This window comes from Raineyella sp. W15-4, from assembly GCF_033170155.1.
GTDB lineage: Bacteria > Actinomycetota > Actinomycetes > Propionibacteriales > Propionibacteriaceae > Raineyella.
In genome coordinates this window covers 2142433-2158115 of record NZ_CP137079.1, presented here as the reverse complement: position 1 = coordinate 2158115, position 15683 = coordinate 2142433, and the positions used below count along the sequence as shown (strand labels likewise).

General features: G+C 71.0%; 13 protein-coding genes. 8 read left to right on the top strand and 5 right to left on the bottom strand.

Annotated elements, in window-relative coordinates; all coding sequences use genetic code 11:
* Nucleotides 1–12 precede the first annotated feature (12 nt).
* The 5 genes from R0145_RS10010 to R0145_RS09990 all read left to right on the top strand — a co-directional run bounded on the left by R0145_RS10010 (nt 13) and on the right by R0145_RS09990 (nt 5676).
* Nucleotides 13–579, top strand: coding sequence for a YqgE/AlgH family protein (locus tag R0145_RS10010; RefSeq protein WP_317836673.1), 567 nt, complete (start codon nt 13–15; stop codon nt 577–579).
* A gap of 154 nt (nt 580–733) precedes the next feature.
* Nucleotides 734–1381 carry an MtrAB system response regulator MtrA gene (gene mtrA, locus R0145_RS10005; protein WP_411742109.1) on the top strand — a complete coding sequence of 216 codons (648 nt, stop codon included), beginning with the start codon at nt 734–736 and terminating at the stop codon, nt 1379–1381.
* A 4-nt stretch (nt 1382–1385) separates the two neighbouring features.
* Entirely contained in the window at nt 1386–3074 is a 1689-nt protein-coding gene (gene mtrB / locus R0145_RS10000) for an MtrAB system histidine kinase MtrB (RefSeq protein WP_317836671.1), read from the top strand.
* Entirely contained in the window at nt 3071–4846 is a 1776-nt protein-coding gene (locus R0145_RS09995) for an LpqB family beta-propeller domain-containing protein (RefSeq protein ID WP_317836670.1), read from the top strand. The genes mtrB and R0145_RS09995 overlap by 4 nt, the downstream gene beginning before the upstream one ends.
* A gap of 92 nt (nt 4847–4938) precedes the next feature.
* A complete protein-coding gene (locus R0145_RS09990) occupies nt 4939–5676 on the top strand; it encodes a ComF family protein (protein WP_317836669.1) in 738 nt (245 codons plus the stop codon).
* Here the strand turns inward: R0145_RS09990 and R0145_RS09985 are convergent.
* Genes R0145_RS09985 through R0145_RS09975 form a run of 3 tightly spaced genes read right to left on the bottom strand, consistent with a single transcriptional unit; the run spans nt 5636 to nt 9048 of the window.
* Nucleotides 5636–7360, bottom strand: coding sequence for an HD domain-containing protein (locus R0145_RS09985; protein ID WP_317836668.1), 1725 nt, complete (start codon nt 7358–7360; stop codon nt 5636–5638). The two genes, R0145_RS09990 and R0145_RS09985, sit on opposite strands and share 41 nt — an antisense overlap.
* Before the next feature lie 6 nt (nt 7361–7366).
* The gene (locus R0145_RS09980) at nt 7367–7705 is read right to left on the bottom strand and encodes a P-II family nitrogen regulator (protein ID WP_317836667.1); all 339 of its coding nucleotides are present in this window, start codon (nt 7703–7705) and stop codon (nt 7367–7369) included.
* Between the two features lie 5 nt (nt 7706–7710).
* A complete protein-coding gene (locus tag R0145_RS09975; RefSeq protein ID WP_411742034.1) occupies nt 7711–9048 on the bottom strand; it encodes an ammonium transporter in 1338 nt (445 codons plus the stop codon).
* Nucleotides 9049–9397: 349 nt separating this feature from the next.
* Between R0145_RS09975 and hpf the strand changes: the two genes are divergently transcribed.
* Nucleotides 9398–10036, top strand: coding sequence for a ribosome hibernation-promoting factor, HPF/YfiA family (hpf, locus tag R0145_RS09970; RefSeq protein WP_317836665.1), 639 nt, complete (start codon nt 9398–9400; stop codon nt 10034–10036).
* A gap of 114 nt (nt 10037–10150) precedes the next feature.
* Here hpf and gndA read toward each other — a convergent pair whose 3' ends face one another.
* Entirely contained in the window at nt 10151–11581 is a 1431-nt protein-coding gene (gndA, locus tag R0145_RS09965) for an NADP-dependent phosphogluconate dehydrogenase (protein ID WP_317836664.1), read from the bottom strand.
* Nucleotides 11582–11774: 193 nt separating this feature from the next.
* On the opposite strand from gndA, the gene R0145_RS09960 reads away from it, so the two are divergent.
* Both R0145_RS09960 and secA read left to right on the top strand, forming a co-directional pair.
* Nucleotides 11775–12173, top strand: coding sequence for a pyridoxamine 5'-phosphate oxidase family protein (locus R0145_RS09960; protein ID WP_317836663.1), 399 nt, complete (start codon nt 11775–11777; stop codon nt 12171–12173).
* A 105-nt stretch (nt 12174–12278) separates the two neighbouring features.
* On the top strand, nt 12279–15107 hold the full coding sequence (secA, locus tag R0145_RS09955) for a preprotein translocase subunit SecA (protein ID WP_317840208.1): 2829 nt from the start codon (nt 12279–12281) through the stop codon (nt 15105–15107).
* On the opposite strand, the gene R0145_RS09950 is transcribed toward secA, so the two are convergent.
* A complete protein-coding gene (locus R0145_RS09950; RefSeq protein ID WP_317836662.1) occupies nt 15068–15586 on the bottom strand; it encodes an Rv3235 family protein in 519 nt (172 codons plus the stop codon). The two genes, secA and R0145_RS09950, sit on opposite strands and share 40 nt — an antisense overlap.
* Nucleotides 15587–15683 lie beyond the last annotated feature (97 nt).

Sequence of the window (15683 nt, the reverse complement as noted above, 5' to 3'; positions counted from 1 at the left end):
CACAATGGTCCGGTGGAGGTACGTCGACCGAGGCGCGGTGATCTGCTGGTGTCGACCGTCGACGTGCGCGACGGCGGCGTCTTCGAGCAGTCCGTCATCTTCCTCGTCGACGCCGACGACGACGGAGCGCTCGGCGTGGTGCTCAACAAGCGCGCCGACATGACGCTGGAACGGGTCCTGCCGGACTGGGCCGACGTGGTCAGCGTGCCGCGCGTGCTCTACCGGGGCGGTCCGGTGCTGCCCGAGGGGGCGGTCTGCCTGGCGAGCGTGAAGGACCCCGAGGAGGAGCCCCCCGGCTGGCGCCCGGTGGTCGGCCGGATCGGGCTGCTGCACCTCGACACGCCCGTCGAACTGGTGGTCGACACGTACGACGACATCAGGATCTTCGCCGGCTATGCGGGCTGGTCGCCGTGGCAACTGGAGACCGAGATCGGCCGCGGCCTGTGGTACGTCGTGCCGGCCGCGTACACCGATGTCTTCGGCCATGCGCCGTGGACCCTGTGGCGCGAGGTGCTGCACCGGCAGGGCGGGGAACTGGCTCTGTACGCGACCTGGACCGACAGCCCGCACGTCAACTGACCGGCGGACCATGCCCCGGTCGGGTATGCTCGGGCGATTAGGATAGGGGCCGACCGGCGGAGGACAAGGAGTACCGATTGTGGCGTACGGAGCCCGGCCTGCGGTGTCGCGGGCGACGATCCTGGTGGTGGACGACGACGCGGCGCTCGCCGAGATGTTGCAGCTCGTGCTCCAGCAGGAGGGTTTCGGGACCACCTGGGTCGGCCGCGGCGACGAGGCCATGGACACCCTGCGCGCGGTGCAACCCGATCTGGTGCTGCTCGACGTGATGCTGCCCGGCAAGGACGGGGTGGAGATCTGCCGGGAGATCCGGGCGGAGTCCGACGTCCCGGTGGTGATGCTCACCGCACGGTCCGACACCACCGACGTGGTGGCGGGTCTGGAGGCCGGGGCGGACGACTACATCGCCAAGCCGTTCAAGGCCAAGGAGCTGATCGCCCGGGTCCGCACCCGGCTGCGCCGGCTGCCCACCGAGCATCCGGCGGAGACGCTGACCATCGGCGACCTGCAGATCAGTGTCGAGTCGCACTCGGTCCGGCGGGACAGCCAGGAGATCCCGCTCACCCCGCTGGAGTTCGACCTGCTGCTGGCGCTGGCCCGCAAGCCGCGTCAGGTGTTCAGCCGTGAGGTGCTGCTGGAGCAGGTGTGGGGCTATCGCCACGCCGCCGACACCCGGCTGGTCAACGTCCACGTGCAGCGGCTGCGGTCCAAGATCGAGAGGGATCCGGAACACCCCCAGATCGTGCTCACCGTCCGTGGGGTCGGGTACAAGGCCGGTCCGACGGCCGAGCGGATCGACTGACCCGATGGCCCGCAGGCTCCCCACCCGGGTGGCCGGAGCGATCCGGTGGTTCGCCCGGGCGCTGCGCGGCTTCTTCCGGCATCCGCTGGACGTCTGGCGCGGCTCGCTGCCGATGCGGGTGGTGACCAGCACCGTGCTGGCGTCCACGGCCGTCCTGGTCGCGGCGGGGTTCCTGCTGATGCAGCAGGCGAGCGATGGGGTGATGCAGGGCAAACGCCGGGCCGCGATGGCCGAGGCGGAGGTCGCCTTCGACAGCGCGCAGACCCAGATGCTCACCAGTGACCTGGCCGCCGGCAACATCAACGAGATCCTCAGCAAGGTCACCATCGACCTGGACAAGCGTGGCACGGTCAGCGGCCAGTACCACGTCCTGGTGCAGGGCCCGGTGTCGAGCTTCCGGTCCGGCGGGATGCAGCCCGAGTCCGTCCCGGCGGCGCTGTCCGACCAGGTCTCCCGGACCAGCGGGGTCTGGGCCGCTCCCACGTTGATCGTCTACGAGGACGGCCACACCGAGGCCGGCTGGGCGGTGGGATCGGCGCTGAACGCCCCGGGGGCGGGCCGCTTCCCGGTCTACCTGGTGTTCCCGTTGACCCAGGAGACCCAGACCCTCCAGGTGTTGCGCGGTGCGGTGATCACCACCTGGATCATCCTGCTGGTCGGCCTCGGTCTGGTCGCCGCGTTCGTCGCCCGTCAGGTCGTCATCCCGGTGCGTGCCGCCCGGGAGGCGGCCGAAGCACTCGCCTCGGGCAACATGGCCGACCGGATGCCGGTCCGCGGCACCGATGACGTCGCCCGGTTGGCCACCTCGATGAACAACATGGCCTCGGAGCTGCAGACTCGGATCAGCCAGCTGGAGAACCTGTCCCAGGTGCAGCAGCAGTTCGTCTCCGACGTCTCGCACGAGCTGCGGACACCGCTGACGACAGTGCGGATGGCGGGGGACTTCATCTACGAGGCGCGGGAGGGGTTCGATCCGGCGACCCGGCGGTCCACCGAGCTGCTGCACAACGAACTGGAACGGTTCGCCTCGCTGCTCGACGACCTGCTGGAGATCTCCCGGTTCGACGCCGGCGCCGCCGTGCTCAGCGCGGCGAAGGTGGACCTGGTCGAGATCGTCGAGGCGGAGGTGGACGCCCAGCGGCCGTTCGCGGAGAGCAAGCAGACCCCGATCGTGGTCCGGGCCGAGGAACCGGCGTACGCCGAGGTGGACCCGCGCCGGATCCAGCGGGTGCTGCGCAATCTCATCACCAACGCTATCGAGCACGGCGAGTCCCGGCCGATCGAGATCACCGTGGTGGGCGACGAGCGTGCCGTCGCGGTCACCGTCCGCGATCACGGCGTCGGGTTCGCCGCCGACCAGGCCCGGATGGTCTTCCACCGGTTCTGGCGGGCCGATCCGTCGCGGGCCCGGACGATCGGTGGCTCCGGCCTCGGCCTGGCCATCGCGATGGAGGACGCCCGGCTGCACGGCGGCACGCTGAACGCCTGGGGCCGGCCGGGACAGGGCGCGCAGTTCCGGCTGACCGTGCCACGGAAACCCGGCGGCCTGGTGGAGGTGTCGCCGCTGCCGATCGTGCCCCGGGACTTCCTCGATGCCCAGGCCCAGGCGGCGGCCCGGGAACCCGCCGTACCCGCCGGAGCGGCCACGCCGACGGTCGCCCCGGCCGAGACAGGACAGGAGGCCCAGGCTTGAGCGGGAACCGTACGTCCGGTGGGCGTCGAACCGTCCGTGCCCTCCTCGCGCTGGCGCTCGCCACCCTGCTCGGCGGCTGTGTGTCGGTGCCCAGCACCGGGCCCGTCATCCGCGGCGACCAGTCCAGCACCCGGCCCACCTCGCAGGTCGAGATCGCCGCCCAGCCGCCGGCGGCCAACAGTTCGCCCCGGGCGGTGGTGGACGGTTTCCTGCAGGCGATGGCCGCGTACGAGCCGGACTACGCGACGGCCCGGCTCTACCTGGCGCCGTCGGTGCGGGACGCCTGGCAGCCGACGTCGGGGGTCACCGTCTACGCCGACGGCCACGCCGTCACCGAGTCCGACGGCAAGGTCACCCTGAGCGCACCGGTCACCGGCCGGGTCGACGCCCGCGGCGCCTTCACGCCGGTCAAGGACCAGCTCACCACCGACTTCGGCCTGCAACGCGGGGCCGACGGACAGTGGCGCATCTCCGCCCCACCCCAGGGGCTGCTGGTCTCCCAGTTCGTCTTCGACAACTTCTTCCAGCACCCCAGCCTCTACTGGCCCGAACCCGGCGGGCAGTACCTCGTCCCCGACCCGGTCTCCCTCGCCCAGGGCCGGCGTACCCCGTCGACCCTGGTCCGAGCCCTGCTGGCCGGTCCCGGTGACTGGATCGCACCCGCGGTGAGCAGCGCCATCCCGGCCGGAACGTCGCTGCGCAGCGACGTCGCCGTGGACTCCGCCGGCGTGGCCACCGTCGACCTGACCGGCCCGATCGACACCCTCGACACGGCGCAACGCCGGTTGCTGGCCGGACAGCTCACCTGGACCCTGGCGCAGCTGCCGACGGTCACCGGGGTGAAGGTGCTGCACGACGGGGCGACGTACGCCCTCGGTGACCTGGCTGGGCAGAACTCCGTCGTGCCGGTCAAGGCCCTGCCGAGCCTGGCGCCGGTGCCGGCCGCGCTCGACAGTCACCTCTTCGCCATCGTCGACCGCAAGGTCGTCCGGGTCGACCAGAGTGACCAGACCAGCACCGTCGTCCCGATCCCCGGCCCGTTCGGTCAGGGCGGGACCGTTCCCGAGAGCCTGGCCGTCACCGCCGCCGCCGACACCGCGGCGGTGGTCACCGGCGGCGGCACCCGGGTGACCACTATCGACCTGTCCGCCGGCACCACCTCGGCGACCTTCACCGGGCTCAGCCGGCTGCTCCGCCCCCAGTACGCGCGCACCGGCGAGCTGTGGCTGGTGTCGGGCGAGCCTGGCCGGCAGCGGATCCAGATCGCCCAGGGCGACCAGCTGCACGATATCGACGCCGGTGAACTGGCCGGCGAGCGGATCAGCAGCTTCCGACTCTCCCCCGACGGGGCGCGAATGGCACTGGTGATCGAGCGGGACGGACACACTGCTCTGGCCCTGGCGCGGGTGGACCGTCACGGGGGGACCCTCCGGGTCGAGGGTCTGCAGGTCATCCCGCTCGTCACCAGCGGCCAGTCGCAGCTCACCTCGGTCAGCGACGTCGGCTGGGCGGGCCCGATGGGGCTGGTCGTGCTGGGGGCCGGTCAGGAGAGCACCCAGCCGAGCCCCTACCGACTCGACCTCAGCACCGTCGCGGTGCAGCAGATCGGGCAGCCGGACGGGTGGCAGGCGCGGTCGATCGCGACCCTGCCGAACCCGGAGAGCACCCGGATGGTGATCGTCGGCGACCAGGGCGGCGCCTGGCGCTACGAGGACGCGTTCACCTGGCCGCACCTGTCCAGCACGATGACCGCTGCGGCCTATCCCGGCTGAGGTTGTCCACAGCCCGGTCGGTGATGGCGGGCGGATCCCCAGCCCGGTGCCGCCGCGGCCGGTCCGGGGCGGAGGTGGCCCACACCGGTGGCATGAGGCTGGTCGAGGCGGCGGCGGATCTGCTGCTGGGGCGGACCTGTGCCGGCTGTGGGCGGGCCGGGCCGATGGTCTGCCCTCGCTGTGCGGCGTGGGTGAGGGCGTACGGCCCACGGATCGTCCGCCCCCGCCCGACGCCCCGGGGCCTGCCGATGACGGTGGCCGCCGCCCCCTACACCGGTCCGATGCGGGGTCTGATCCACCGCTACAAGGAGGCGTCCGCCTGGGGCCTGGCCGGATTGCTGGGGGAACGTCTCGCCTGGGCGGTGCTCACCCTGCTGCATCGCTGTGCGGAGGACGGTCTGTGGACGCCCGGCCCGGTCGTCCTCGTTCCGGCCCCGTCCCGGCGATCCGCGGTGCTGCGACGGGGCAGCGATGTGACGGCGCGGCTGGCGGCGGCCGCGGCGACCCGGGTGGGCGCCGCCACCGGCCTGCCGGTCGTGATGCGCCGGCTGGTGCGGATGCGCGGCCGGACCTCCGACCAGGCCGGGCTGGACGCGCAACAGCGGGCGGCCAACCTGCGGGGCAACCTGGTGGTGACCGGTGGCCCGGAGGTGGGGGCGGTCGCGGTGCCGATCGACGACGTGATCACCACCGGTGCCACGATGGCCGAGTCGGCCCGGGTGCTGCGGTCCGCCGGGGTCCGGGTGCTCGGCGCCGCGACGGTGGCCGCGACGCCGAGGCGGCCGTCGGTCAGCGGGACTCCTCGTCCAGTCGCCGGCGCGCCGCCGTGACGAACACCCGGGCTCGGCCGGCCCGCCAACTGGTCCACACCCCCGGACCGGTGGCCCTGGCATCGGCCTCGGTCAGCGCGGCCAGCAGTGCCAGCACCTCGGGGTCGTGGTGGACGGTCCCGAGCAGCCGATTGATGGCCGCGGGTTCTTCGGGATCCTCCCGGGACGCCAGCGCCGCCAGCGCGAGGTGGTCGCGGACGAGCCCGACGATGGTCTGCGTGGTGCCGGGATCGACACCGAGGCGGGGCAGTGCCTCGCCGGCGATGAGGGCGCCGGTGGCGCTGTGGTCGCGGGCCCCGGCGATCTTCCCGATGTCGTGGAAGAGCGCGGAGAGCAGCAGGACGTCGGGCCGGCCGACCCGGTCGGTCATCCCGGCCGCCAGGATGACGCACTCGATGATGTGGCGGTCCACCGTCCACCGGTGCACGCTGTTGCGCTGGTGCCGGGACCGGATGGCGTCCCAGGCGGGGATCCACCGGCTGATCAGGCCGGCGTCGTCCAGCGCGTCCCAGACCGCCAACAGCGGCGTGCCCGTCCCCAGCAGGGCGACGAAGGACGCGAGCGCGGCCGCGGGCCAGGGGGCCGGCAGGTCCGGCGTACGGCCGGCGAGGTTGCGGGCGGTGATGTCGGAGATCGGCAGGTCCTCGGCGGCGGCGTGCCGGGCCAGCACCAGCGGGAGCATCGGGTCGTCGTGGTCGGCCCCCTTGCCGAGGACGATCTCGCCCTCGTGGACGTAGCAGCCGTCGCCGAGGGCGCGCAGCTCGGGCCTGCGACGGGGGATCCCTCGCCGGGGGGCCCGGGCCTGGAGGGCCCGGCGCAGGGTCGCCTGCAGCTCGTGGGCGACGGTGTGCCCACCGGCGGAGACCCGGCGCAGCATCTCGTCGGTGTCCAGGCCGAGCTGGGCGGCGACCGCGTCGTGCTCCTGCAGCACCAGTTCGTTGCGGGCCCGACCGGTGACGACCTGTAGCGCGTCGCGGGTGTCCAGGAGCAGATGGTGGGCGATCTCGGCCCGGTCGTGTGCGTAGTCGGCGAGCCAGGAGGCGGCCAGGGCCCGCAACACGGTCATGTCTCGCAGGCCGCCGTTGCCCTCCTTGAGGTCGGGGTCCAGGGTCTGGTCGAGGTCACCGTTGCGGGCGTGTCGGGCCTGGATCGACTCCTCCAGCTCGGGCAGCCGCTTGCGGGCGTCGGTGCGCCAGTCGGCAGCGAGCACCCCCCGCAGGGTGCTGACCACCCGGTCGTCGCCGGCGAGGCAGCGGACGTCCAGGGCGGAGGCGGCGGTGGCGAGGTCGGCCCGGGCGGCCGCCCGGGACTGGTCGATGGTGCGGACAGCATGGTCCATGCCGAGCTTGCTGTCCCAGATCGGGTACCAGAGGCGTTCGGCGAGTTCGGCCACCGCGTCGCGGCCGAGGCCGCAGTGACGGTCGAGGAGCAGTTCCAGGTCGAGATCGCTCAGCGGGCCGGACTCCCGGCGGGCCAGGCTGCCGGAGCAGGCCAGCGCGATCCCGGGGCCGGGGGTGATCGGCTCCGGATGGCCGGTGGTCGCGGCGTCCCAGAGGTTGCGGAGCCATTCCTCGGTGAGGGCGGTGATGTGGGCCCTGGACAGGGCGCCGGCGCCCCGGCCCGAAGGACGTGGGGCGCCGGCGATGGTCATCCGCTCGGCGCGGATGGTGGACGTGTCGGCCATGTCAGATTACAGGGCGTCCTGGCCCCGTTCCCCGGTGCGGACCCGGATCACGTCGTCCACCGGGACGGTCCAGATCTTCCCGTCGCCGATCTTGCCGGTGTCGGCCTCGGTGACGATGGTCTGGATGACCCGGTCGACGTCGGCGTCCTCGATGACGATCTCGAGGCGGATCTTCGGCACGAAGTCCACGGTGTACTCGGCGCCGCGGTAGACCTCGCTGTGGCCGCGCTGGCGGCCGTAGCCCGCGACTTCGGTGACGGTCATCCCGGAGACGCCCAGGGCGATCAGGGCGTCCTTGACCGGGTCGAGGCGGTGCGGCTTGATGATGGCAGTGACGAGCTTCATGACATTCACTCCTTGGGGGTAGAGCCGGCGCTGGAGCTGTGACCGACGTGCATCGGGCTGCCCCCGGCGGGGGCGGTGAAGTCGTACGCCTGCTCGGCATGGGTGACGATATCGATGCCGGACCGCTCGGTCTCCTCATCGACACGGATCCCCATCGTCTTCTTGATCACGAGGGCGATCACGAAGGAGAGGATGAAGGAGTAAGCCAGGACCGAGATCGCGCCGACGAACTGGCGGCCCAGCTGATCGAAGCCGCCACCGTAGAACAGCCCGGCGACCGCCGCCGGCGAGGACGGGTCGGCGAGCAGGCCGATCAGGAGGGTGCCGACGAGCCCGCCGACCATGTGGACACCGACGACGTCGAGGGAATCATCGTAGCCGAGGCGGAACTTCAGCGGCACGGCCAGGGCGCAGACGGCGCCGACCACGAGACCGAGCAGCAGGGCACCCATCGGGGAGACCGAGTTGGCCGCGGGGGTGATGCCGACCAGGCCGGCGACGACACCGGAGGCGGCACCCAGGGAGGTCGCGTGCCCGTCCCGGATCCGCTCCACCAGGAGCCAGCCGATCACCGCGGTGGCGGTGGCTGACAGGGTGTTGACGAACGCGGTCGACGCGACCCAGTTGGCGCCCAGCGCGGAGCCCGCGTTGAAGCCGAACCAGCCGACGAACAGCAGCGCCGAGCCGAGCATCACCAGGGGCAGGTTGCCGGGCCGCATCGGCGTCTTGCCGAAGCCCTGGCGCTTGCCCAGGACGATGGCCAGCGCGAGGCCGGCCGCGCCGGCGTTGATGTGGATCGCGGTGCCACCGGCGAAGTCGATCACCTTCAACTGGTTGGCGATCCAGCCGCCGATGACGCTGCCGTCGGAGGAGCTGAACGCGAAGACCCAGTGGGCCACCGGGAAGTAGACGATCGTCGCCCAGACCAGGGCGAACACGATCCAGGCGCTGAATTTCATCCGGTCCGCAGCGGAGCCGGAGATCAGCGCGACCGCGATGATGGCGAAGGCCGCCTGGAAGGCGACGAAGGCCAGTGTCGGGATGGTGCCGGACACCGCATCCTTGGTCATCAGGCCCTGCAGACCAGCCGCCTCGGCCGGGTTGCCCAGCAGGCCGAGGCCGCCCAGCGAGTTGCCGAAGGCTGCCGAGTACCCGAAGAGCACCCAGAGCACTCCGACGCCGGCGAGGGCGGCGAAGGACATCATCATCATGTTGAGCATGTTCTTCGTGCGGGTCATGCCGCCGTAGAACAGGGCGAGAGCGGGCGTCGTCATCAGCAACACCAGCGCGGCACTGATCAGCACCCAGGCGGTGTCGCCGGTATCAGGAGTGTTCATGGCCATCAGTGAACAGGCCGTCTGTTTCCGCAGTTCTGCGGCTGTGTTACGGCGATATGAGGGATCCGGCCCTGATGTGTCGATCCCGTTTCGGCGCAGCGGGTGTCGGCCGCGTGTCACAGGTGTTTGACGGCCCGATGACGGTCTGTGTGACATCCGCCGAACAAGCTGGTGGGGACCCGGGGGCACGAGTACCGTAGGTGCATGGCACCGGTTCCCCAATGATTCCGGCGAGGCAGGATCCCCAGAGGTCCTGCCTCAGGGTGAGGGGGACGCGGTGCTTTTCGCATGTCAGGGCCGATAAGGAGCCCGTCGGCCGACGGGCGGTCGGCTGTCGCTGAGACTGGAGGTTGCCATGGACGTCAACGTCACTGGCCGGCACACCAAGGTGCCCGAGGACTACAGGTTGCACGTGCTGGACAAGATCGGGAAGATCGAGCGTCTCCGGGATCGCGTGATCCGCGTGGACGTGCAGCTCTCCGCGTACGGGACCGAGAAGCAGCCCAACCAGACCTACCGCACCGAGATCACCCTCCTCTCCAAGGGCCCGATCGTCCGCGCCGAAGCCGCGGACCCGGACAGGTTCGCCTCCTTCGAACTGGCGATGGACCGGCTGCGGGCCCAGCTGCGACGTGCCTCCGATCGCCGCAAGGTGCACCACGGGCGGCGCCGTCCGACTGCACTCTACGAGGCGGCCGCGGAGCTGCCCGAGCTGGGCTTCGCCACGGCCGAGGAGGTCGGTGAGCAGGAGACCCGTACGGTCGCCGGCATCGAGGTGACGGGAGAGGGTCCGCTGGTGGTGCGCGAGAAGTCGCACCCCAGGACCCCGATGACGTTGGCCCAGGCGCTGGACCAGATGGAACTGGTCGGACACGACTTCTTCCTCTTCCAGGACGCCGAGGCGGGGGTGCCCAGCGTGGTCTACCGCCGCAAGGGCTACAGCTACGGCGTGCTCCGGCTGGACGGGGAGGCGACCCAGGAGAGGGTCGGCTGAGCCGTCCCCGGGGAACATCACTGCTGAGTCCTCCGGTACGCCGAGGGGGCCGGTCCACCCGGGCCGGCCCCCTCGGCGTTCTTCGGATCCGCGTCCGCCGGATCGGTCCGCGGGTCAGTCCAGCCTGGTCTCCGTACGGTCGCCGGACCACTCGGTGTGGAAGGTGCCCTCCTCGTCGATCCGCCGGTAGGTGTGGGCGCCGAAGAAATCGCGCTGGCCCTGGATCAGGAAGGCGGGCAGCCGCGGCGACCGGGCGCTGTCGTAGTAGGCCAAGGCGGAGGAGAAGACCGGCACCGGCACCCCCGCCGCGATCGCCCGCCCGAGCGTACGCCGCCAGCCGTCCTGGGCGGCCGCCATGTCGGTGACCAGCGAGGGGGCCTGGAGCAGGTTGGTGAGGTTGTTGGCGGCGTACTCGTCGGAGATCCGACCGAGCAGCCGGGCCCGGATGATGCAGCCGGCGCGCCAGATCCGGGCCACCGCGGCGACGTCGATGTCCCAGCCGTACTGCTGGGCGCCGACCCGGATCAGGTCCAGGCCTTGGGAGTAGGCGACGACCTTGGAGGCCCACAGCGCCTGGCGGACGTCCTCGACGAAGCCGGCCCGGTCCTCGACGGCGATGATCCGGTCGGGCCCGGCGAGCAGCGGCCGGAGCGCGGCGCGCAGCTCGGGGGAGGAGGAGACCGCCCGGGCGAAGACGGACTCGGCCACCGCGTTCACGTCGACGCCGAGTTCCAGGGCGATCTGGGCGGTCCACGAGCCGGTGCCCTTCTGCCCGGCCGCATCGACGATCACGTCGACCAGCGGCCGGCCGGTCTTCGCGTCGACCTGGTCGAGCACCTGCGAGGTGATCTCGATCAGGTACGAGTCGAGCTCGCCGGTGTTCCACTCCCGGAAGATGTCGGAGATCTCCGGCACGCTCAGGCCGGCGGCCCGCAGCAGGCTGAACGCCTCGCCGATGCCCTGCATGTCGGAGTACTCGATGCCGTTGTGCACCATCTTGACGAAGTGGCCGGCGCCGTCGGTGCCGATGTAGGTGCAGCAGGGCTCGCCGTGGTACTTCGCGGAGATGTCCTCCAGCAGCGGGCCGAGGAATTCGTACGAGTGCGGCGAGCCGCCCGGCATGATCGAGGGGCCGTTCAGCGCGCCCTCCTCACCGCCCGAGACGCCGACGCCGACGAAGTGGATGCCCTGGTCGCGCAGCGCGATCTCGCGGCGCTGGGTGTCCTTGTAGAAGGCGTTGCCGCCGTCGATGAGGATGTCACCGTCCTCCAGCAGCGGGGCGAAGGTCTCGATCGTGGCGTCGGTCGCGGCGCCGGCCTTGACCATCATCATGATCCGGCGTGGCTTCGCCAGGGCGGCGACGAGTTCCTCGGGCGTCCGGGCGGCGATGAAGCCGGCCTCGGGATGCTCGGCCATCACCTTCTCGGTCTTCTCGACGCTGCGGTTGTAGATGGCGACCGTGTGGCCGTGGGCGGCGAAGTTCCGCGCCAGGTTGGAACCCATCACCGCCATCCCGACGACCCCGATGCTTGCGAGTTCACTCATGAACAGCTGCCTTTCGTTGCGTTCCTCCCCGGCCGCCCGCGGGCGCCGGGACGTCACCAGTCTGACATCCGCCGCCACCGCGGCGGGCTCCGCTCCGGGGCGGGGCGTCGACATCGCGGCAGGGGGATGTCGTACGCTCGGGGACGAAGCCCGACCACACGAACGCGGAGCCCCACCACACGAAGGAGTACCGATGGAGCACGAGCGCATGGAGGAACTGACTGCCGAGGCCTGCTGGGAGGTCCTGGCGGGACAACCCGTCGGTCGACTGGCGTACGTGCTCGACGGCGAGGTCAACATCGTCCCGATCAACCACGCCGTCCGCGACGGCCAGATCGTCTTCGAGACCGGGCAGGGCTCGAAGCTGCTCGGCATCGACGAGCAGGGCACGGTCGCCTACGAGGTCGACCGGATCGAGGACCGGGAGAGCACCAGCGTCGTCGTCCGTGGCTTCGCCACCGCGCTGGAGGGCGCCGAGGCGGCCACTGCGGCCAGCGGCGTGCACCCGTGGATCGAGGGTGACAGGCCCGAGGTGATGGCAATCGTGCCGTCCACGGTGACCGGGCGCCGCTACCACTACCGCCGCGGCTGACGAGGGGGTCGGCGGAGCTTCGCCGACCCCTTACGATGGGGTACGTCCGCCCGCGGGTGGACGCCCCAGACGAACTCGTGAGAAAGCACTGATTCCGTGGCAGTCCTGGACACCATCCTGCACATGGGCGAAGGTCGCATCCTTCGCCGGCTCAAGACCGTCTCGGAGCGGGTCAACCTGATCGAGCCGGATTTCGTGGCGATGGACGACGCCGAGCTGCGGGGCCAGACCAACGACTTCCGTCAGCGCCTCGACAACGGCGAGTCGCTCGACTCGATCATGCCCGAGGCATTCGCCACCGTCCGCGAGGCCGCCAAGCGGGTGATGGACAAGCGTCACTACGACGTGCAGATCGAGGGCGGGGCGGCGCTGCACTGGGGCAACATCGCCGAGATGAAGACCGGTGAGGGCAAGACGCTGGTCTCCACCCTGCCGGTCTACCTCAACGCGCTGACCGGTGAGGGTGTCCACGTCGTCACGGTGAACGACTACCTGGCCCGCCGTGACGCGGAGTGGATGGGCCGGGTGCACCATTGGCTCGGGCTGTCCGTCGGCACGATCCTGGCCAACATGGACCCGGAGGAACGCCGCCGGGCCTACCGCTGCGACGTCACGTACGGCACCAACAACGAGTTCGGCTTCGACTACCTGCGCGACAACATGGCCCTCACCCTGGACGCCTGTGTGCAGCGTGGCCACCACTTCGCCATCGTCGACGAGGTCGACTCGATCCTGGTCGACGAGGCGCGGACCCCGCTGATCATCTCCGGCCCTGCCGAGGAGAACCGGCAGTGGTATCCGGTGTTCGCCGCGCTGGTCGCCCGCAAGCTGCAGGTCGACCGGGACTACGAGGTCGACGAGAAGAAGCGCACCGTGGCGATCCTCGAGCCCGGGATCGACCGGGTCGAGGACGAGCTCGGCATCGACAACCTCTACGAGTCGGTCAACACCCCGCTGATCTCCTACCTGAACAACGCCATCCGGGCCAAGGAGCTGTTCAAGAAGGACAAGGACTACGTCGTGCTGAACGGCGAGGTGCTGATCGTCGACGAGCACACCGGTCGTACCCTGCCCGGTCGCCGCTACAACGAGGGCCTGCACCAGGCGATCGAGGCCAAGGAACGGGTCGAGGTCCGCGACGAGTACCAGACGTTGGCGACGATCACCCTGCAGAACTACTTCCGGATGTACGACAAGCTCGCGGGGATGACCGGCACGGCCAAGACCGAGGAGTCGGAGTTCCAGAAGATCTACGGCCTGTCGGTGCTGCCGATCGCGACCAACAAGCCGTTGATCCGGCTCGACCAGAAGGACCTGATCTACCGCACCGAGCTGGCGAAGTTCCGGGCGATCGTCACCGACGTCACCGAGCGCCACGAGAAGGGCCAGCCGGTGCTGATCGGCACCGCCTCGGTGGCCAAGTCCGAGGTGCTCTCGGCGCTGCTGAAGCAGGTCGGGGTGCCGCACGAGGTGCTGAACGCCAAGAACCACGAGCGTGAGGCCGCGATCGTCGCCGAGGCCGGCCGCAAGGGCGCCGTCACCGTCGCGACCAATATGGCCGGTCGTGGCACCGACATCATCCTCGGCGGCAACTCCGAGTTCCTCGCCGACAAGGCGCTGCAGGACCGCGGGGTCGACCCGCTGGAGAACTCCGCGGAGTACGAGGCGGACTACCCCGAGGTGCTGAAGGCGTACGAGGAGCAGTCGAAGGCGGAGCACGAGGAGGTCGTCGACCTCGGCGGCCTGTACGTCCTGGGGTCGGAGCGCCACGAGTCGCGGCGGATCGACAACCAGCTGCGCGGCCGCTCGGGCCGGCAGGGCGACCCGGGTGAGTCCCGGTTCTACCTGTCGCTGGAGGACGACCTGATGAGGCTGTTCAAGTCCGACATCGTCGACTGGGTGATGCAGGCGCTGCGGATCCCCGACGACCAGCCGATCGAGAACAAGCGTGTCTCGAAGTCGATCCAGCAGGCCCAGGAGCAGGTCGAGTCGCAGAACTTCGAGATGCGCAAGAACGTGCTGCGCTACGACGACGTGATGAACCGCCAGCGGCACGCCATCTACGGTGACCGCCGCAAGGTGCTGGAGGGGGCCGACGTCTCGGAGCGGCTGCGCGCGGCGACCGACGAGGTGGTCGAGGGCTACGTCCGGGAGGCGACCGCGACGGGCTTCGCCGAGGACTGGGACCTGGACGCGCTGTGGGCGCAGATGCGGACCCTCTACCCGGTCGGTCTCGACATCGAGGACTACCGGGGCGTCAACCTCAGCTCCGCCGAGCTGGTCGAGGACTTCCAGACCGATGCCCGTGAGGCGTACGACGCCCGCGAGACACACCTCGGCGCGGAGAACATGCGCGAGCTGGAGCGCCGGGTGCTGCTCACGGTGCTCGACCGGAAGTGGCGCGAGCACCTCTACGAGATGGACTACCTGCGCGAGGGCATCGGCCTGCGGGCGATGGCCCAGCGTGACCCGCTGGTGGAGTACCAGCGTGAGGGCGCGGAGATGTTCACCGCGATGATGGACGCCTTCATGGAGGAGGTGGTCGGCTACCTGTTCAATCTCGAGGTGCAGCTGCCCGACCAGCCGAAGGTGGGGATCGTCCGCGACGACCGGGGCCGGCCGATCGTGGTCGGAGCCGCCGCCGGCCGTCCGGTGGCCAGCCCCGAGGTGACCGCCGGCGTCCCGGCCGGCGGCCGGGCCAGTGCCACCGGGCTGGCGGAACGGGTCGAGGCGCCGCTGGCCTACTCGGCGCCCGGGGAGGACGGCAAGGCCGAGCAGAGCAACGAGACCCGCGCCACCGTGCGGCGCCGGGTCCCGTCGGCGGACGATCCGTACGCCGGGGTCGGCCGCAACGACCCGTGCCCCTGTGGGTCGGGCAAGAAGTTCAAGTACTGTCACGGCCGGAAGACCGGAGCGGCGACGGCCTCGGCCTGACCCGCCGGGTGCCGGGGCGGGCCGGCGATCCAGCCCAGATGGCAGCAGTGCCAGCGGTCGGCGTACGGCTCGACCCTTGCGGTGAGCACCCGCAGCGGGGTCCAGTCCTCGCCCCGGCCGGGCCGGCACGGGACAACGATCTCGGCGGCTCGGTCGCCGACCACCTGGACGTACGGTGATCCGGTCCGGACCGGGTGCCGGCGCACCGCCCGGGCCAGCAGCACCAGATCGGTGAGCACGGCCTCGGTGGTCCACCGGGCCAGTTGGTGCGGGCCGCGCCGACCGGCGAGCACGTCGAGCAGTGCCGCCGTGCAGGCCTCGCCCGCACCGGCCAGCATCCGGGCCCGCGCGGAGCCCGGCGGGGGCGCCGACGGATCGGGCAGGGTGTCGAACAGACCCGGCTGGCCGACCTGTTCGTCCGGCGGTCCGGACAGGTCGAGGCGGGGCGGGCGGGACTCGGGCAGCAACAGGGTGAGCACGCCTCCACCGTGCCGGTCGTGGCGCGCGCCGGGAAGGGCCGGACAACACATCTGTGGACAGCGCGGCGGACGGACAACACCCGGGCGACTCCGGGCG

Bases quoted from the DNA above. Each gene is read 5' to 3' on its own strand.
- mtrA (WP_411742109.1), top strand. From the start codon at position 734: ATGTTGCAGCTCGTGCTCCAGCAGGAGGGTTTCGGGACCACCTGGGTC.
- mtrB (WP_317836671.1), top strand. From the start codon at position 1,386: ATGGCCCGCAGGCTCCCCACCCGGGTGGCCGGAGCGATCCGGTGGTTC.
- R0145_RS09990 (WP_317836669.1), top strand. From the start codon at position 4,939: ATGAGGCTGGTCGAGGCGGCGGCGGATCTGCTGCTGGGGCGGACCTGT.
- R0145_RS09985 (WP_317836668.1), bottom strand. From the start codon at position 7,360: ATGGCCGACACGTCCACCATCCGCGCCGAGCGGATGACCATCGCCGGC.
- R0145_RS09980 (WP_317836667.1), bottom strand. From the start codon at position 7,705: ATGAAGCTCGTCACTGCCATCATCAAGCCGCACCGCCTCGACCCGGTC.
- R0145_RS09975 (WP_411742034.1), bottom strand. From the start codon at position 9,048: ATGGCCATGAACACTCCTGATACCGGCGACACCGCCTGGGTGCTGATC.
- hpf (WP_317836665.1), top strand. From the start codon at position 9,398: ATGGACGTCAACGTCACTGGCCGGCACACCAAGGTGCCCGAGGACTAC.
- gndA (WP_317836664.1), bottom strand. From the start codon at position 11,581: ATGAGTGAACTCGCAAGCATCGGGGTCGTCGGGATGGCGGTGATGGGT.
- R0145_RS09960 (WP_317836663.1), top strand. From the start codon at position 11,775: ATGGAGCACGAGCGCATGGAGGAACTGACTGCCGAGGCCTGCTGGGAG.